Source organism: Blastopirellula marina (assembly GCF_002967765.1).
Classification (GTDB): domain Bacteria; phylum Planctomycetota; class Planctomycetia; order Pirellulales; family Pirellulaceae; genus Bremerella; species Bremerella marina_A.
This window is the reverse complement of record NZ_PUHY01000005.1, coordinates 212,996-231,459: the sequence shown is the minus strand read 5'-3', so window position 1 is coordinate 231,459 and position 18,464 is coordinate 212,996. Positions and strand designations below refer to the sequence as shown.

The 18,464-nt window shown below is 52.2% G+C and carries 18 protein-coding genes; 10 read left to right on the top strand and 8 right to left on the bottom strand.

Going from position 1 to position 18,464, the window contains the following annotated elements:
• Positions 1 to 203: 203 nt before the first annotated feature.
• Both C5Y83_RS05105 and C5Y83_RS05100 read left to right on the top strand, forming a co-directional pair.
• Complete coding sequence (locus C5Y83_RS05105) at positions 204 to 737, top strand: hypothetical protein (RefSeq protein WP_105328578.1); 534 nt, start codon at positions 204 to 206, stop codon at positions 735 to 737.
• Positions 738 to 748: 11 nt separating this feature from the next.
• On the top strand, positions 749 to 1,489 hold the full coding sequence (locus C5Y83_RS05100) for a DUF4262 domain-containing protein (protein ID WP_146117638.1): 741 nt from the start codon (positions 749 to 751) through the stop codon (positions 1,487 to 1,489).
• 31 nt (positions 1,490 to 1,520) lie between these two features.
• Here C5Y83_RS05100 and C5Y83_RS05095 read toward each other — a convergent pair whose 3' ends face one another.
• The 6 genes from C5Y83_RS05095 to C5Y83_RS05070 form a co-directional block, all read right to left on the bottom strand.
• Positions 1,521 to 2,081, bottom strand: a complete 561-nt coding sequence (locus C5Y83_RS05095) for an HD domain-containing protein (RefSeq protein ID WP_105328576.1) — start codon at positions 2,079 to 2,081, stop codon at positions 1,521 to 1,523.
• A gap of 24 nt (positions 2,082 to 2,105) precedes the next feature.
• Entirely contained in the window at positions 2,106 to 2,504 is a 399-nt protein-coding gene (gene pth2, locus C5Y83_RS05090; RefSeq protein WP_199194989.1) for an aminoacyl-tRNA hydrolase, read from the bottom strand.
• Between the two features lie 59 nt (positions 2,505 to 2,563).
• Complete coding sequence (locus tag C5Y83_RS05085) at positions 2,564 to 3,205, bottom strand: DUF4291 domain-containing protein (protein WP_105328575.1); 642 nt, start codon at positions 3,203 to 3,205, stop codon at positions 2,564 to 2,566.
• A 188-nt stretch (positions 3,206 to 3,393) separates the two neighbouring features.
• Entirely contained in the window at positions 3,394 to 4,287 is an 894-nt protein-coding gene (locus C5Y83_RS05080) for an ADP-ribosylglycohydrolase family protein (protein ID WP_105328574.1), read from the bottom strand.
• A gap of 94 nt (positions 4,288 to 4,381) precedes the next feature.
• Entirely contained in the window at positions 4,382 to 5,074 is a 693-nt protein-coding gene (locus C5Y83_RS05075; protein WP_105328573.1) for an SAM-dependent methyltransferase, read from the bottom strand.
• 3 nt (positions 5,075 to 5,077) lie between these two features.
• Positions 5,078 to 5,539 carry a hypothetical protein gene (locus tag C5Y83_RS05070; protein WP_146117637.1) on the bottom strand — a complete coding sequence of 154 codons (462 nt, stop codon included), beginning with the start codon at positions 5,537 to 5,539 and terminating at the stop codon, positions 5,078 to 5,080.
• A 552-nt stretch (positions 5,540 to 6,091) separates the two neighbouring features.
• Between C5Y83_RS05070 and C5Y83_RS05065 the strand changes: the two genes are divergently transcribed.
• The 6 genes from C5Y83_RS05065 (at position 6,092) to C5Y83_RS05040 (ending at position 14,871) form a co-directional block, all read left to right on the top strand.
• A complete protein-coding gene (locus tag C5Y83_RS05065; RefSeq protein ID WP_105328571.1) occupies positions 6,092 to 6,739 on the top strand; it encodes a TetR/AcrR family transcriptional regulator in 648 nt (215 codons plus the stop codon).
• A gap of 19 nt (positions 6,740 to 6,758) precedes the next feature.
• Positions 6,759 to 8,096: an efflux RND transporter periplasmic adaptor subunit gene (locus tag C5Y83_RS05060; protein ID WP_105328570.1), complete on the top strand. Its 1,338-nt coding sequence runs from the start codon at positions 6,759 to 6,761 to the stop codon at positions 8,094 to 8,096.
• Between the two features lie 66 nt (positions 8,097 to 8,162).
• Entirely contained in the window at positions 8,163 to 11,336 is a 3,174-nt protein-coding gene (locus C5Y83_RS05055; protein ID WP_105328569.1) for an efflux RND transporter permease subunit, read from the top strand.
• A gap of 116 nt (positions 11,337 to 11,452) precedes the next feature.
• On the top strand, positions 11,453 to 12,508 hold the full coding sequence (locus tag C5Y83_RS05050) for a suppressor of fused domain protein (RefSeq protein ID WP_105328568.1): 1,056 nt from the start codon (positions 11,453 to 11,455) through the stop codon (positions 12,506 to 12,508).
• Between the two features lie 20 nt (positions 12,509 to 12,528).
• On the top strand, positions 12,529 to 13,890 hold the full coding sequence (locus C5Y83_RS05045) for a WD40 repeat domain-containing protein (protein WP_105328567.1): 1,362 nt from the start codon (positions 12,529 to 12,531) through the stop codon (positions 13,888 to 13,890).
• A 117-nt stretch (positions 13,891 to 14,007) separates the two neighbouring features.
• Positions 14,008 to 14,871, top strand: a complete 864-nt coding sequence (locus tag C5Y83_RS05040) for a deoxyribonuclease IV (protein ID WP_233207108.1) — start codon at positions 14,008 to 14,010, stop codon at positions 14,869 to 14,871.
• A gap of 66 nt (positions 14,872 to 14,937) precedes the next feature.
• Here C5Y83_RS05040 and C5Y83_RS05035 read toward each other — a convergent pair whose 3' ends face one another.
• The gene (locus C5Y83_RS05035; protein WP_105328566.1) at positions 14,938 to 15,516 is read right to left on the bottom strand and encodes a PH domain-containing protein; all 579 of its coding nucleotides are present in this window, start codon (positions 15,514 to 15,516) and stop codon (positions 14,938 to 14,940) included.
• Positions 15,517 to 15,858: 342 nt separating this feature from the next.
• Here C5Y83_RS05035 and nrdR point away from each other — a divergent pair, with 342 nt between their 5' ends.
• Positions 15,859 to 16,341 (top strand): transcriptional regulator NrdR, encoded by a 483-nt coding sequence (nrdR, locus tag C5Y83_RS05030; RefSeq protein ID WP_105328565.1) that lies wholly within the window; start codon positions 15,859 to 15,861, stop codon positions 16,339 to 16,341.
• 114 nt (positions 16,342 to 16,455) lie between these two features.
• A complete protein-coding gene (locus C5Y83_RS05025; protein ID WP_146117636.1) occupies positions 16,456 to 17,343 on the top strand; it encodes a hypothetical protein in 888 nt (295 codons plus the stop codon).
• Here the strand turns inward: C5Y83_RS05025 and C5Y83_RS05020 are convergent.
• The gene (locus tag C5Y83_RS05020; RefSeq protein ID WP_105328563.1) at positions 17,340 to 18,383 is read right to left on the bottom strand and encodes an alpha/beta hydrolase; all 1,044 of its coding nucleotides are present in this window, start codon (positions 18,381 to 18,383) and stop codon (positions 17,340 to 17,342) included. The two genes, C5Y83_RS05025 and C5Y83_RS05020, sit on opposite strands and share 4 nt — an antisense overlap.
• Positions 18,384 to 18,464: the final 81 nt, after the last annotated feature.

Genomic DNA, 18,464 nt, shown 5'->3' with positions numbered 1-18,464 from the left:
TCCAAAGTTCCAACGAAGGGCAGCGCTACGAATCTTAACGAAGAATACCAACTTTCTTACCGCTAGACGCATTTTATGGGGGTGATGCCTTCAAAATCAATCCGTATTCCCGCTAGCAGGCTGACGCTGGCGAAGGTTGCGGAAAGTCGCTACCATGACCTCGCGTTCGCTGTTTTATCAGAATCCCTTGTATTGCGTTATTTATGCAACCGGACCACGACGCATTGCAACCATCACTGTCCAACGACGAGCCCTTATTTCATGTGAGGATTCCTGAAGGGCAGATTTTCGGCCCCGCCCGTCGTTCTGAAATTGATCAATGGGTCATTCAGGGGAGAATCGACGGCGAATGCGAGATGCGCGAATCAGGCACGGGAATTTGGAAAAAATCTTCCAACTTCTATCCGATTCTGGGCCTTCCCGATGAGATTGGATCAGGCACGCCGTTTCATAAAGCGCGGAAATCAGAAACGCAAGCGACCTATCGCTTCCCCCATCGTGGTCGCGCGAGTTTGATTTTCGCCCTTTTTGGTCTAATGGGAGCTTGCCCCATCTTCAGTGTTGCGGCCTGGAGCATGGCTTACGCCGACCTGGAAGGAATTGAACAAGAGCGTGTTGATGCGAGTGGTCGCACCATGCTTGTCTGGGCGCACAATTTAGGAATGATTGGTTCCATTGGTTATGCCGTATTATTTCTGGCATTCCTGATGGTGGCGATGCTTCTGTCCTTGATTTAAAGGTTTGCTCCTTGGTTCAACAGACCCCAGAAGACGAATATGACGAGAAGATGCTGGCCGACATCGAGACTTACGGCTGGCACATCGTGTTGATCGAAGATGCCGAAGTACTTCCCTCGTATGCCTTTTCGGTGGGCATCTACCACACGCTCGGCTTGCCAGAAATCTGCGTGTTCGGTATCGAAAGTAGCGACGACGTTGCTCAAGTCATCAATCAAATCGGTGAACTGATGCGGGAAGGTAACAAGTTCCAGGATGGCGATCGTAGCGATGACATCCTGGTTGATTTGCCTTGCCGGTTTCGTGAAGTCGATAAACGCTACTATCCCACGCTGTTTGGATATGCGCAGTGGTATCATGAAGGGGATGACTTCCCTGTGCTGCAGTGTGTTTGGCCCGACCAGGACGGCCACTTCCCGGGAGATGCCAATTTCGATCCAGAACTGATTCATGCCCAGCCAGATCTTTCGATCGACCCGACTTGGCCGTTCACATTTCCTAAGTCGCAGTTAGTATTCACCACGCGCCAGGTTTTAAAAGAAAACCTCCCAATCACGTTCGTCTGTCACGACGAGGAGGATGACTGGCAATTTACCTGTGGCACGACCGATGAGACAGACGACGCTCGCTTGGTAACACTGGAGCAGATCGTCGAACTCGATCCTACGGTACGACAACTAGCTGACTTACCGCGATCTTGGGAAGCATCTCGTGAGACAGCGGACGATGCGTGGGAATTAGAAAAACGGTAGAGCATCGATCCGTTGCGATGCGAGAACAACGCTACCGAGGCTCACCCACGAAATTCTCCAGGCGACGGAGATCCTGCTCGATTGTTGCAGTAGTTTCAGAACCGAAGGTCGAAGCGACTTCCGTTTGACGCGACAGGAACGCGTTGAAAACCGACTTCGCTTTCCAGAAATAAGACTGTGCGTGATTAGGATCGATTCGCAGAAAGTCTTCGACGTTGCAAAAACGATCGGCCAGTTTCACTACGACAGCTTCGATAGGCGTTTTCCCCTCGTCCTGAAAACTGGCCAGGTAAGCTTCCTTCGATTCCTGTTGCGGATCGAACGTCAGCACAACGACCAAATGCGTTGCATACTCACCAATCAACGGCACTAAGGAATCCGGGGTTGCTTCGGTGTCCTCGATCGCGTCATGAAACAAGGCACTCGTCCAAGTATCGCGATGTTGTCGCCGATCGATTCCCCATTCACTTAGGCGCTGCACGACCTGCAAGGGGTGAATCACATACGGCACGCCACTTTGCTTTCGGACCTGCCCGGAGTGTAGTTTGGCGACGGCAGCCGTAAGCATGCCAAAATCCTGATCCCAGTCCATGCCGAGTTCTTTCTTCAGGGTGTGTTATAGCAATTGCAAGTGTCCCGTGATTTCGTCGATCTTTTCCGCCAGGTCAGGGCCAATCGCCAGACAAGTTCGCGTAGGCTGCCCGTGAAACTCGGTTCGGCCGCTATCGGTAATCAAATGCACTTCTAGGCCAGCTGCGACTGCTTTGTCGTGTATCTCCATCAATTCGTCCTCGCTGTCGATCCGGCAACACACTTTGGCAAATGCAGCCGAAAGCCAGGTTCGTTCGACCTCAGAAAAATCGTCAAGCGAAATCGCCCCCTTTTCGCGCAGGCGATCGCTAAGGAATGCCATCGACGCATGTGCTCCCTGAGCGATCTGCTTCCCGCGTCGCATCTTCAAATCATGCCGCATACAAATGACTTGCTTAATGCGGGTCGGTCCTTCGTTGTGCATCTTGTTAGCGTCCCCTTTGATTTCAGCGGTCTCGGCAAAATCATCTGGTCATTTGTTTATCAGAAAGCGTCGAGACGCACGTTACGAATCGCTGCTTCGGATTTGGGAATATATACTCGCGCTATCGGTAACAGTAGGTCTTGCTTTCGTCCCATTTCCAGATATTCACGTTGCTGGCAGACGAACGTACTCATGTCGATAATTTCCAGGCAGGCATCATTCCCATATCTCTCAAGCAGTTCACTTCGCAGCCCCAGCTGAATGGCCCGACGTTCGCATTTGTCGCCAGTTGGGGTGTGATCCGGGTCCCATTGAAGGCGAACGTCCGATCGACGCACGGCCGCTTGCCATGCCGCGCGATCCAGATACAGCTCGCGGGAGTACGAGGAAGGAACGGCTTGTTCCAGGAGTGAGTCAAAGAACTTTCGAGTCAGTCTCACCCCTAGAACCTTTTCCTGCCCCTCGGAAGTGCCCCAACTACTGCGATACATCATCCACAGAAAATTGGGTTTGATCCAACTCATTCGGCTGTATTTAAAATCACCACCGAAATAGCCGTGGTTGATTGCAAACTCGCCAATGTCTGGACGATAGGCTTGATAGACGACAATCGATTCGTCGTCGAAGTGCGCCAAAATATGGCGTCCGGATGACGGCCATGTTGATTGCTGTTCGACGTAAGGGTTTGTTGGTAAATCCATTCAGTGTTTCATTCAAACTTTCGTTTCTCGACCTGTCCATTAGTTAAACGGCTACTCTGTCGAGAGATTCGGTCTTTCCATTAGAAAGACACGCGTTGCTACCGAGAAGTTCTCGGCGATCATTTCACCGGTAGCGCGATCGACGTAAAAGAGAGGGTGATACGACTTATTCTTGAAACTTCCTTGATTCAAGTTCGAGCACCACTCCAAGCCAGAGGTTCGCGGTAGTTTTTCCACTCAGCCGGTATTCCCTCTGGGCCAACTCGCAGTGCGACGATTCCACCAATGATGGCACAAGTGGTATCGATATCGCCGCCAACTCGCGCGGCGTTCCACATCGCTTCTTCATAGTCGTCCATGAAAGCAGCCGCCATCCACAAGCAATACGGCACCGTATCTTGACTGCTGATTTCTAGTCCGTAACCAACCTGCGAAGCAACGTTAAACGGCCACATATCCAGCGGAAACTTCGCGGCGATTTCCAAACGGCGACGCACCTCGCAGGCTTCGAGATGCGAGATCACCCATGGAATCAGTTCCTCGGCAGGTTCATCTTCCCAACGGAACGCCCAACCAGCGGCAAGTGCGACAGCAATTGCACCAATCGATGCTTCACGGTGGGCATGCGTTACTTCAGCTGAAAGGGCAGCCTGCTCGATCGTTTTTTGCACATCATCTGCGAACCATGCGCCAAGTGGAGCAACTCGCATCGCCGCTCCATTGCCGTAGGACCCGCCGCCACCGAACATCTCTCGGCTTAATTCTTGCCACGAGCCGCCGCTGGAGATGCCCGTCAATAATTGCCTCGCTCCAGCACCGTAGCCTCGATATGGTTCGGCCTCGTGACGCTCGGCGAAGTGCCGCGCGAGGACGTCCTGATCGACTGTCTCACATTCTCGTAGTGTCTGAGTCAGGGCAATCGCCATTTCCGTATCGTCGGTGTAGCCCCAAGGAGCCGGCGGAAGCTGACCAGGCCTAGCGGACGATGCGACATGGGGCATGAAGAATTGCTGCCCGAATGCATCCCCGATCGAAAGCCCTTCCAACGATAGACAAGCTCTCAAAAATCGATCTTTCGACATCCGATTCTCCTTCTGTTGCGATGCGGTTTTGCTGCCGCATTCTAGATGAGAATTGTACTCCTGTCGCAGATTGTGTCAATTTTACAATAAGTCATCACCGGGCGACTACATTTCGAAGTACAAGCATTCGGTTCGCCCCCCGCTGAAACTCATAATTTGTTGGCACGACGTCCGCTGTGCAACCAATCGATTCTGCCATTTGGACAACTTGATTTAAGTAAGGACTAAGACGCCGATCGAGCGTTAACAAAGGGAAAATACGAACTTCCTGGGCAACGCGCAACAAACTGGCCACCGATTGTCGATGAAAGTCTAAACCTAACGTGTCGTAAGGAAACAAGAAGTGAGAGCAGAGTGCCAAGTCAAAAGCACCGTCACGGAAGGGGAGGTCAGGCAACTCGGCCGCCACATACCTTCCGGCTGATCGCCCGATTGGCAGATCCTTCAGGAAAGCATCCATCGCCTGACGGCGGATTTCACCTAACGCTTCGACGCTCGGTATCGTTTCACTCCAGACGAAACCGTCGGCGTTGTTGCGCGTTTGCCTCAGAACGAGCTCAAAACACTCGTCAATCCGTGCCTGAATCTCAGTGGGCGAGTATCCGTAAAGCGGATCGCACGACATGATTTGCCCACCACGATGGGTAAGCTCGACATTAAAGGCCGCCGGTCCATCGGCACACCCCAGGATGCGCTGGCCTAGCTGCTCGTCACGCAGATCAAACATCCGTACATATTCATCATAGGACCTGCCCCAAGGGACAACCCGATTCAGTTCAAAGGGCATGACCTACAACGCCTCCTTGACCAGTTCACGCGCATCTTCATCCGCATCCCTTTCAACTTCTTCTATCAACCACTTCGGAGCCTGCTTCCGCTGGAGAAGTACTTTGGTCGCGGCATTTCGACAGATCGTGCAAGGCGTGTGAAAATAGATAACTTGACCTAGCAAGACGACATCGGCAGGCGTGTTTTCTTCAATCACGTCTAAAATGTCGATCAACAAGCCATGTCGATCATCGCTGTCAGCGGGAATCTCGATCGCATTGATGATAAGCTGCTCATCACCCGAACGAAAATTCTTGGCGAAAAGCTGCAACGAATACAGATAACTGCCTGAAGTTAGTTGCTCGATAGCAAACGTACGTACACTTGGATGCCCATTGTTTGCCGAAGCTCTAAGGGCGAGTCTTTTTATCTCTTCGTCCTCATGTTGGCATAAGTCAAGTAGCCTCGTATCAAACTCTGGCATCGCGCGTCGAGCGAATACCCACAATAATCGCCGTATCACTTCCGGATTGTCAATTTGCCACATGGCCTCGGCGACTTTCTGAACCTCGCTGTCACTGGCCTTGAATCCCCATCGCTGAATCCAGCGGCAGTTGTCCGTCGATAACAGCCCAGATCTCGCCCACTGCCATGCTCGTCCTAACCCTTTTTGCAGGGCATCGCTTTGGTCTTCTGTTGAGGGAATTGAGAGGGGGAAAAGTCGGAAAGTTCCATCCTGCTCCTTGATTCGTGGCTGCTTATCTAAGACGACGGACAGCTATTTTAGCAGGCAGGTTCACGTTCGTTCGCTATATGAATGGCGGCTTCTCAGTCCTTTTACGTTTCCACTAATTTGCGAACGAAACAATGGAGACGCACAAACTATGAAGATCGTAACATGTTGATAGACAACGCCTTAATGCCGCCAGAAAAGCAATTAGGACGCTAGGGATTCTCTCTTGTCTCAATTGCCAAACCAGAATACGATAACGAAACGGACGGACGAGTCCGTTTTATCAATAGGAGAAACCCAACGATGTGCCAGCAACCAGAACCGACGACCAAAGCCGCCAAGAAACAAAACAGCATCCTGACAAACGCCATGATGGTGTTCGCCAAGGAAGGCTTTCGTAATACCGATGTGCAAATCATCGCCGACTTGGCTGGCGTTGGGAAAGGGACGGTTTATCGGCACTTTGGGAACAAAGAGCAGTTGTTCCTCGCCACGGCTAAGTTCTGTGTCGAACGTATGAGCGATTACGCTCGCCGAAAGGTTTTGCAGGACCAAGAGATTCCCAATCTGATCGAAGCGAACGGAGTACCTCAACTGCTACGGAAAATCATGCTGGCTTGTGCCGAGTACTACCAGAAGCATCCGCAGTCGATCGAAATCATGATTCAGGAGCGTGCCGAGTTCCGCGAGTCGGTCTATCCGACTCACTTGATGTTCCGCGAAGAAAACCGCTCTGGTCTCGATGGCATCATGCAAGCCGGCATCGATCGAGGTGAGCTTCGCGCGATTAATGTGATGCAAGCTTCCGATGCGTTTACCGACCTTTTGTTTGGCTGCATGATCAGCGGCTGCCTTCAAGGGCAGAAGGGAAAGTTGGTCGAGCGAGTTGAAAGCGCGATCGATCTCTTGTTGAACGGATTGGTTGCCACTGACCAACCTTCGAAAACCTAGTTACTTTAGGAAAAGCACCATGTTGCGAAGCGGGATCGCTTTGTTTTTGATAACGGGAATGATGATCTCAGTGAACGGATGCTCGCAAGAGAATTCCGCCAGCGACGATCAATCGACTTACAAGCCGCGCGTCAAACCGACGGAAGTGGAAGTCGCCACGACGCGCTATCAGCCCATTCAAACCGAAATCAAGTTCACCGGCAGTCTGTTGCCGCGCCGCATGACGCGTGTCGGTTCTGACGTCGAAGGAGTAGTCGCCGAGATTCCCCAAATCGGGGCCAAGGTCGACGTTGTGGTTGACGGGAAGCATTACTCGGAGCAACTGGGCATTTTATACGGTCAAGCGATTGGTAAAGGGGAATTGCTCGTCCGGCTGGATACTCGCGAAGAGGAAGTGGCACTTCGAATTGCTGAAGCAAAATTACAAAAGGCGAAGGCGGATCTTACCAACCTGAAAGCCTGGGAGCGTCCCGAAGAAATCAACCGCTTAAATGCTTTACGCGAAGAGGCGATAGCGCGCCTCGAACAATCAAAGCAAAACTTTCAGCGAATGGAACAGCTTCACCAGCGGAAGGCGATTTCCAGTAGCGAATTCGAGAAAGCCGTGACCGAAGTCAGCACAGCGAAAGCAACCGTCGCCGCGGCTGACGCCGTCCTCGCCAAAGCCCAGGCAGGACCAACCCACGAAGAAATCGAGATCCAGAAAGCACTCGTTGCTCAAGCCGCTGCGGAGGTCGAACAGTGTCGTCTCGTCATCGATAAGGCACAAATTAAAGCTCCTTACGATGGTGTCGTCACCGCGTTTCATGTGGAAGTGGGTGATCGCGTGTCACCGAACGGAGATCCAGTCGCCGAGATCATGGATCTGAGATTCTTGATTGCCGAGATCGCCGTACCCGAAGCTAACATTAGCAACGTGCACCTACAAGATCGTGCGACTGTGCAAGTGGCTGGCGTGCAAAAACCCGTTACGGGGCTTGTTGTGGCGGTGAACGACATGGTCGATCCGCAAACGCGAACGTTTAGCGTGCGAATCGCTATCGACAATGAGTCGCGTAAGTATAAAGCAGGTCAATTTGCCAACGTTCATCTAATATTCGGTGATGAGAAAAGCGAACGGTTAGCCATCCCGAGTCGCGCGATCGTCCTGATTGAAGGGACACCTCACGTCTTTAGAGTCAACGGAAACCAGGTCGAGTCGACACCGATCGAACTGGGACTGGCAAACGATTCAATGACAGAAGTGGTACAGGGGCTTTCCACCGGCGATCTAATCGTCGTTGACGACCCGAACTTACTGGCCGATGAGATGATGATCTCGATCAAGAACTCCGTGGCCGACGTCGCATCGCGTTAGCACACCTATTTTTGTCGCCTGCATGGACGGACGAGTCCGTTTCCTAAATAGCGAATTAGGAAAGTCATGAAGCTTTCAGAAACAGCCATCCGTCGCCCCGTCCTTACGACGATGGGCTTTGCCGCCCTGATCGTATTCGGTTTGATCGCCTACGGCAGTATGGGAATGGCCCTCTATCCGGACGTCGACATGCCAATGGTCACTGTCACGGTCCAGTACGAAGGGGCTTCACCCACCACGGTTGAAACCGAGGTGACCGAGGTGCTCGAAGAATCACTCAGCACGATTAGCGGCATCAAATCGATGCGGAGCGAAACCAGTGAAGGAGTTTCGCAGGTCTTTCTCGAGTTCGAGCTGTCACGCGATGTCGATATCGCTGCTCAAGATGTCCGAGATAAGATCGCAGCGATTCGTGGCGAGCTTCCCAACGATTCTGAGGCACCGGTGGTCGAAAAATTCGATCCTGATGCCGCACCGATTTTAGGTATCGTGTTAGCTGGTAATGCCTCAATCCGCGATCTGACGATCTTCGCCAAAGACACCTTGAAACCACGGATCGAATCGGTCAACGGTGTGGGCGGCGTCCAGCTATCTGGGGCCCGAGAGCGAGAGATCCGGGTTTGGCTACGAGTCGACGATCTGGTCGCCCACGGAATCTCGGCGCAGGACGTAATCGATACCCTCCGAAAAAGTAACATCGAGCTTCCTGGTGGTCGTATTGAAACAGGCAAGAGCGATCTGGTCGTAAAGACGCGCGGTAAAGTGCAATCGATCGAGCAATTTCGTCGACTGGTTGTGAAAGAGTCGAATGGCAAAGTGGTTCGTTTGGAACAGGTCGCCAATATCGAAGATGGATTGGAAGATCAAAACAGCATGGCTCGGTTGAACGGGCAGCCGGCTATTGCACTGTCGGTTCGCCAACAATCAGGCACTAACATGGTAGGCGTGGCGAAGCAGGTTAAGGAAGAACTGGCCAAACTTTCCGCGGACTTGCCGGCCGGCTACGAGCTTCTGACCGTGCAGGACAACTCCAAGTTCGTTGAATCGAGCACGGAGGAAGCGCAGGGAGAACTCTTACGAGGTGGTGGCCTGGCAGTGCTGGTGATCTTGCTGTTCCTGCGAAGCTTGCGAGGATCGCTTGTCGCCGCCGTCACCATTCCGGCTACGATCATCTCGACCTACGCGTTTATGCTGGCGTTTGGATTTACCCTGAACACGATGACGTTGCTCGCCCTTACCATCTCGGTCGGCATGATCGTCGACGACTCGATCGTGGTGCTTGAAAATACATGGCGGCACATGCAGGAAGGAATGACGCGGATCGAAGCAGCCATAGCTGCGATGAACGAAATAGGCTTCGCTGTAGTTGCGACTTCGCTTTCGATCGCAGCAGTGTTCGTACCGGTCGCATTTATGGATGGCTTGATCGGACAGTTCTTCTACGAATTCGGCATGACGGTCACGTTTGCTGTAATTGTGTCAACGCTGATCGCCCTGTTCCTATCGCCGATGCTCTGCTCACAGATTCTGGTACTTAGTAATTCCGAAGGGCGATTCTACAAATTTACGGAAAGCATCCTGGTTAACCTCGAACGCGTTTACGGAAGTGTGCTCGCGTTTTCGCTTAGTCACCGGCTAATCGTTGTCGTCGCATCGATCGGCGTGTTTATCGGTAGTGCCATGCTACTTCCCTTTATTGGTAAGGAGTTTACCCCCGCGGCCGATGAAGGTCAGTTTCAAGTTCAAATCGAAGCACCTACCGGTTCGTCGCTTGGGCAGACATCAAAAATCGCCCAGGAAGTCGAGCTGGCCATGGCCGATCTTCCTGCAGTGAAGGATATCTATACGACGGTTGGTGGCCAGTACGATGGCATGACGACGGTCGCCAATGTGATGGTCAAGATGACCGACAAGTCGCAGCGAAACGTTTCGCAAGCGGAAGCGATGCAGATGGCGCGCGAAAGTCTACAGCGTTTCTCGCACATGCGAATCAGTGTCGATGCCGTTGCCCGTTTGGGTGGTGGCGGAATGCGATCGGCTCCAATCCAGTACAACTTGCGTGGGGATGACCTGGAAGTACTCGACCAGACAGCTTCCGAGATCGTCAGACGAATGAAAGAGGTCCCTGGCCTCGTCGACGTGAACACCACCATGCAATCGGGCAAGCCCGAACTTTCGATCGAAATCGACCGCAACCGAGCCGCAGACCTGGGTGTAAACATCGATGGCTTAGGGCAAGCTGTCAGCACGCTGATCGGCGGTCAAAAAGTATCGACCTATGAAGACGCCGGCGAGAACATCGATGTTCGCGTGCGGTTGGTAGGCACTCAGCGTGATCAGGCAAAGTCGCTGGCGACCCTGCCAGTTCCGATGAAGAACGCTCAATTAACCGAGCTACGCAACGTTGCTCAGGTCAACAATACATTCGGACCGGTTTCGATTGAACGTCAAGGACGCCGCCGTCAGGTGACGATCCTCGCCAACCTGGCTTCCAGCAAACCGTTAGGGGAAGCTATTGAAAACGTTGAATCGATTGCTCAGGACGTCGGACTTCCAAGCGGCGTGCATGCGGTTTTCACGGGAACGGCCGACATGATGGCAGAGACGTTCGCCAGTATTATCTTCGCGTTGGTCTTAGCAATTGTGCTGACCTATATGGTCCTGGCCGCACAGTTCGAGAACTATCTGCACCCGTTGACGATCATGTTCTCGTTACCCCTGTCCGTCGGTGGAGCATTCGCTGGCTTGGCGATTACCGGGCGCACGCTTAACATCTTCAGCATGATCGGCATGGTGATGTTAATGGGTTTGGTTACCAAGAATGCGATTCTGTTGGTCGACTACACCAATCTTCTTCGCAGCCGCGGCATCAAGCGAAATGAGGCCCTTCGCCAAGCCGGACCGACGCGACTACGACCGATTCTGATGACTGCTTTTTCGACGATCGCTGGGATGATTCCAATCACCCTTGGCCTCGGCGATGGTGCGGAAAGTCGAGCCCCGATGGGTGCTTGTGTGGTGGGCGGCATGCTGACGTCGACGATCCTGACGCTGGTTGTCATCCCCGTGGTCTACAGCTTGATCGACGACGTGAGTCTGTTTTTCGCCCGATTATTCGGGTTAACAAAGAAGGAGATCGCTTCCTCAGACGTCACGGAAAAATTGGAAAGCACGCTATCTCCGCAGGCCGGGCAACGCGATGGTGAGATGAGTCCCGCTGTAAATCCAACAGCTGCTTAACTCACCCATGTCCGTAGTGCAAATGATGCGTTAAAAAGACCTATTACAAAATGTAAGAAAGCGCAAAAAGGCGGCGGGCCGCGTCGACTTTTACCCGCGTGTTAAGAGCGTGCCGTATGAACTTTGACACTGATGATAATGAACTCGAACCGATCGGATGGGACGCAATCGACGGTGCACTTCGGCGAATCTATTGCGACCGTGAACCGAAGCATTTCGGTACTATCTTGCCGATGAGTTTAGGTGGAAACGCCCCGCTACAAGGTATTAGTGTTTACAAGAATTTAGCGCCACAGCCTCATTACCATTACGTGACTTATGGCTTTTCTGAGTTGTACGAAAAGGAAACGGACGATCCAGAATTCAGTGGATACGGCTTCGAGCTAACCTTTCGACTTGCATGTTCACTGGATGCTCCAGAAGATCCTCCGGTTTGGCCGCTCAATTTTCTCCAGAATTTGGCAAGGTATGTATTTTCCTCTGGAAACATTTTCGACGAGCGGCACCACTTACCGTTCAACGGCCCCATCGCGATGAACGAGGTCACGGATATCACGGCTGGGTTCTTCTTCCTCGACCCTGAACTGGACGTAATTGATACGCCTAATGGGCAAGTGAAGTTTCTCCAACTTGTAGGACTGGCTACCGACGAATATGACTTGGTGCAGAAAGGTTACTTCCGCCCGATTGCGGCACGCGTCACGGCTTTAACACCACTAGCGATTACCGATATTTATCGCGTTTCAATTCTGGATAACCCAGCCGTATTAGCTGCGATCACCTCAGTCGATCCCCAGAGTCAGCAGAACCAAGTATTTGGCACTCTTGCTCAGTGGCGGGAGGTTGACGGACGACTCGAAATCGAAATCGGGGCGACAGTCGTTTCTCAACTGAAAACCATGATCAACTCAGTTTTGCAGCAAGATAAGCCGGTAATCGTTTACGGTAAGAACACGGCGGTCCTTTTCACAGTAGACGAGTCACTGAAATGGGGCGTCGACGACACGAGCCTCGAAGTCACCTTGCCACCGGAATCGATAATCCGTTTGGGCCAGTCACTGCAGCCCATTCGTGGCGAGTATACAATCTCGGACTTTCCTGCGATCGTACTCAAAGTGATTCCGGTCGATATCAAGGACGGTGCGGGGAACATCATCTCCACTATTGGATAACCTTCTAAGCAGATTCTGCCATGATGGATGAACCTGATTCTTCCGACGCAATTCGTATGACCTTTGAAGAGTTGTCGCGTCGCTGGATTGACGAAAGCAAACGATACGTCAATGCGATCAACCATTATGTTCAACTCGGCGAAGAGGCTGGCTGGGAAAACTTTCAAGAACAACAACCGGAGGATACGCGGCAGTCGCTTGCCGAAGGAATACTTCAAGCAATTCGCCGAGCCAATGAAACCGACGCAACAGATAACTTAGGCCAACGTTTTCCCCGGGCACACGGGCCTTTCATCGACATGCTTGATGAAAATGGTCAAAGCTTGCCAACCGTTTTCTGCTTGGACGATGACAGAATTATCGTGCGAATCGGTGCTTCCTATGAAACTGGGAAGGTAATCATCATCGATGACAAACAGATTTCACCAGTTGCATCGGACGTGATCACGATCGGTCGATCTCCCAATCGAAACTTCTTTGCTGTTGCGCGAGAGGATGGAGTGACGATTAGTCTCGGTTGGGAAGGGACCGAAAGCGTCCACTTGCGTTGGCCAACCGGTCGGGAAGGAATTCCAGATGGTTTTGAAACTGATTCGATCGATGGGCCTCCGATAATCACGCAACTCATTCCCTTTGACACGGGCGATAGGGCATTGCTAGTAAGCCCTGACGGAGTATTCGTCATGACGGAAGACGAAACGATTAGACTGCTCCCTACGCTGGAACAGCTTGAAGAGCACTTTCAGTGGTTGCAAGAAGAGTATCCGGACGATACGCCCTCGTACGACCTTTCAATGGAACATGCCTGCCTGTCGCCAGATGGAAGATTGATAGCAGCCGGGCACCAGTCGAGCCTGCATTATGTATTTGATGCCCAGACGTACAAACTGATTTCGGAGGTTGGCCACTTAAGCGAGTACCCGCATTACGCGGTATTCAGTTCCGATGGAAATATGGTCGCGTTCAATTCGTGTCACTTCTACAACGGGATAACGATTGGCGTTCCCACCCACTTATTGCCTGGCCTTCAAACCGAGCCATATCAACCGGACAAACGCCTAACCACGCTGGAAGAGGGCTCGCGTGTTTACGCAGCGGTCGCAAGAGACGACGAGTTCATTATCGGCGATGCCAGCGGCTACTTGCGTGCTTTCGATTTGAAAGGTAACGCCAGGTGGCGACACTTCCTAGGCTCTACCATTGGCAACATGGATCTTAGTGCCGACGGGAAACAGTTGATCGTTACGACCTACGCCGGATTCCTCAGTATACTTGACCTAGACCAAGCAAGCCCGGATCCCATGGTGATCGGGAACTCAAAACACCATGAATCTCGCCGGTGGCTCTTTTGGAAGCAAGAAGAGAAACCGCTGATCTGGTAAGATACGCTGCTTGGTGGTTTACACGATGTTCGCTTTTCGCTCTTTCTGCGAACGAATCATGGACTCTAGATCTAGTCGCAAGTTCGCAACTTGCGATTACATTTCAGGATTGAACTGATGCCTCAGATGCCCCTTCTTGGTGCCCACATGTCGATCGCTGGCGGATATTATAAAGCAGTTGATGCGGCGGCCGATGTTGAGATGAATTGTGTTCAGCTGTTCTGCAAGAACAACAATCAATGGCGGGCCAAGGCGATTTCGAATAAGGATGTCGACCTGTTTCAAAACGCCTTGGCCGAACGGAAGGTGGAAGCACCGCTGTGTCACGCTTCGTACTTGATCAATCTAGCCTCGCCCAAGGACGAGTTGTGGGAGAAGTCGGTCGAAGGGCTGAAGGTCGAGATGGAGCGTTGCGAGAAGTTGGGCATCCCGAATCTTGTGTTTCATCCGGGTGCCCATGTCGAAGCGACTCTGGAAGAAGGAATCGAGCGGATCATCGTGGCGATCGATCGTCTGCACAAAGAGCTTCCCGACTGTCCAGTGACGCTGCTCTTGGAAACAACCGCGGGGCAGGGAACATGCATCGGCCACAAGTTCGAGCACTTGCAATCGATTCTACAAGGCGTGAAGGACGGAGAACGCGTGGCCGTGTGCCTCGACACCTGTCACATCTTCGCTGCGGGCTATCCAATATCCGACGAGAAGGATTTCAAAGCGACGTTCAAGGACTTCAGTAAGTTGATCGGATTCGATAAGTTGCGCGCAATCCACCTGAACGATAGCAAGAAAGACCTGGGGAGCCGGGTCGATCGGCACGATCACATTGGTGAAGGTAAGATCGGTCCGGAAGCGTTCGGCCATCTTCTAAATGATCGCCGATTTAAGAAGATTCCGATGTATCTGGAAACGCCCAAAGGGGAAGAAGACGGCGTTTCATTCGATGCAAAGAACTTGGCGACACTTCGCTCGTTGATTAAATGATCGTCAGACGACCAGAACAGGATCCACATTGCATGGATCCTGTTCGATCAATCGAATGAATTGGCACTAAACCGATTCGATGTAAACACCGCGTCGATCTCGTTCAGCCTGGCGAGCATCGTCGATCATCAGCGCGACTTTACGCACGTCCTTGATTCCGTGTAAGCGAAGCTCTGGGTGGGTACGATCGCTCGAGGTGATCTTGATAGTACCGACATTGAACATCCGGTCCATAATTCCCTGTTCAATTGTCACGTCGTCGACGTCGATAACTTCGATGCGATCAGTGGTTCGACTAATCACGCCCGATTCGTGAATGAAGCGACGATTGGTCAGCTCGTACGCCACGCCCATTTTGATCCACCAAACGCGGACCAACTGAATGATCCAGAGCACTGGGATGGCGATTAGAACGAGTGGGAAGAAAATACCACCAGCGATTAGGCCGATCGTTATCAGCCCTAAGATCATGAAGCTGCCACTTTGATCGACGGCTGAGTAACCGCCTCGCCAGATTGTTTCGTCTGGGCCACGTTCTCCCCGCTTATGGGTTGCGGAAAACTTTTCGGCGGGATTTGGCTGTCCTGCGTCTTGTCCAGGATCCGTGGCAGCATCACCGGCATCGTGTGGTTGGCTGGCGTCCATCGCTCAACTCCTTATGGTTGTTCGGGGCAGGGGTTTCGGCCCGTATGGTTGTTGATAAGATAAACTCTGCGTATCGAACTGTTCGCAAAAACGAGACCATTCTTGCCGAAAATCTTCGTGCATTATAAGGCTTGGGCGGCTGCAAAAAAGCCGCGGATCGAATGACTTTTGACGAATGGCTCGTTCGGACCGATGTACGGAAATACAGGTTATCTTCTTTGTAGTTCCATACTTAGCTTGCTCAATTCGCTAGTTCAGGCCACACTATGAAGATTCAAGCCGTTTCCTTGGTGAACGTGGCGAAAATTTCTCGGCCTGTTCTCCTGTTATCGAGTAAGCCTTATGCGATGCCCGTTTTGTCGAGCGGATCACGACCGCGTGATCGATTCTCGCGCCAGCCAAGACAGTTTCTCGATCCGCCGCCGGAGGGAATGTCTGGACTGTAAGCGTCGTTACACGACCTACGAACGGGTCGAAGAGCTTGATATCAAAATTGTCAAAAAGGATAACGTCCGCGAGCCATTCGCTCCTGAGAAAATTAAGCGAGGCTTGGCGCTGGCCTGCTGGAAACGGCCCATCAGCGAAGCTCAAATTGAAGCGATTGTGGCGGCGGTCGAAAGCGAGATTTACTCGCAGTACGAAGGGGAAGTCGAAAGTCGCCAGATCGGCGAAATGGTGATGCAGCATTTGCATGCCATCGATCAAGTTGCCTACGTCCGGTTTGCAAGCGTCTATCGTGAATTCAAAGACGTCCGTGACTTTGTCGATGAACTTCAACCGATGTTGAAGAAATACGCTCCGAGTGTGCCGAAGCCTTCCTCTTAGTCCTTTACCTCTTAAACTTGACGATTGTTAGACTGGCTCGTAACCACCACGTCTGCTTCCGACGGTAGCGCTGATTCGCCCAGATTACCTGTGCCTTCGTGGTGGATGGTCTTGGTGGCGTTCGTGGTAATTGGGTTTGCCTTTCCCACTTCCGCCTATTTTCTGGGGCATTGCCTCCTGGCAACACATACGATTCGCGTCACGACTGACTTGGCCTATTCCCTCTGGTTTCTGGTCGTCGCTGTCTGCCAATATCTGGCAGTCGTCCATCGAAGTCGATACGCAACGTTCGTCTTGACGACTCAATTGATCGTGATGGGGATCGTGGTACTCGTTGTCTGCGTACTCAACTTTGCGAACGGCTGGACAGATCTTGATGCTGAGTTGATCGTTACCTTCTCAATCGGCTTGGCAAGTTTGGCGTTCGGCCTTCTGACTTTCGTCTGGCTGCAAGGCCTTCGCCGAGCCTGGAAACAGGGCGCGATGATAACGAAGATTCGTCGGTACTCACTGATTCACATGATCGCGCTGGTGATCATTTGCGCGGGCTACGTCGGGATCGCTGCATTCCATATCCGTGCGAATACGAAAGAACGCGCGATTGGTATTAATCGCGAAGAAGCGCCGGTCACCCTACCGATAGATGCCTCCGATGTCAGTTACCAGACAATCGGCCCCAATTACTTGGACTGCGATTTCGCGACTTCCGAATCGGCATTTCGCGAGTGGTTCCATGCAGGCATGCCCGACAAACTGAAACCAACCAGCAACATCTCTTTGGACGAGATCAACGATACCGTCAAGGTCGCACGTTACTACACAAACGCACCACCCGCACCCATTGGAAAACCTCGTAGCCCAGGCCGGGGCTACGGAAGAAGGCAACAGGAGGTTTTTAATGGCCTACATGCTCAGTGGCGAATCGGAAATAACCAGTACGAAGTCACCTTCGATCGTCTAGCCGGCCGAGGCTTTTACCGCCGACAAACGGCCCATGACTAATCGGCCTCGTATCCCCGCCACATCCAAACCAGCGTATCGGCCAGGGTCAAATCGTAGACATTGCCGTCGCAATGGCGAGTCGCTTTGCTGAAGACGAAGCGATAATCGTAACCTTTCTTTTTCAATGCTTCCGCCGTGCGATAGTTGGCCATAACCCAATTGTGATAGGTCTCTTCAGGGTCTTTCGCGCGGTTGTCGTTCTCGGATACGTGCGTGAAGATGCGGAGTGGCTTTTTCTCGGAATTCTCGATCAGCTTCATGCCCGAGTGATATTCCCACGCGCCCAGTGGGTACTCGTTTTCTTCCGGTGCGTCATCATCCTGTTGATCGACAAATGTTCCAGAGTAGGTGATGATGCGGCGGAACAAATCGGGCCGGAACCAGCCTGCGGTGAGGGCCGCTGCTCCGCCGGAACTGCATCCCATGATTCCCTTGCCCCAAGGATCACTCGTGAAAGCGATGTTCGGGTAGGCAGCTTTGATTTCGGGATTGTTGAGTACGGCAGGCAATACTTCGTTGTTAATAAACCGTGCGAAACGATCTGACATGGTGTCGTATTCCAAACCGCGTTGACTTCCTTTGCTATCGTCACCGCCATTCTCAACACCAATCGCGATGAACGCAGGTAAACGGCGAGCTGGATCCTTTGAGATCGTCAGATTATCCAGGGCGTTTCGCACCAGATTCATCCGACTAGGCCCATCTAACATGACCAAGATGGGTGCTTTGGTTCCGTCTTTGTACTCAGCCGGAACGTAAACGAAGATCTTGCGTTCTGCTCGTACCTTCTTCTTGGGATTTAGCGTCGAGTCTTTCCCGTCGAAGATCTTGCTCTCGGCCAGTGGCATCGAGAACTGGAAGTACTTTCCCTTGGGATTGCCCTGATCAGTCAAAGCCGGGTCGACCTTGTATTCTGGTCCGACAACGAAGTCACCGTTGCCTTCCGGCCCAGGGTTTTCGGCCAGAGCAAATGACAAAGATCCAAACAGAAAAGTAGCGCAAATCAAGCTGAAAGCGAGAGGTTTGGCAGTGGATAGCATGGTGGGTCTCTTGCAAGGAAAAGAGGGCATGAGGGACTAATTAAAGCATAACTGACGAGGTGACCGAAACAATCAGGGACT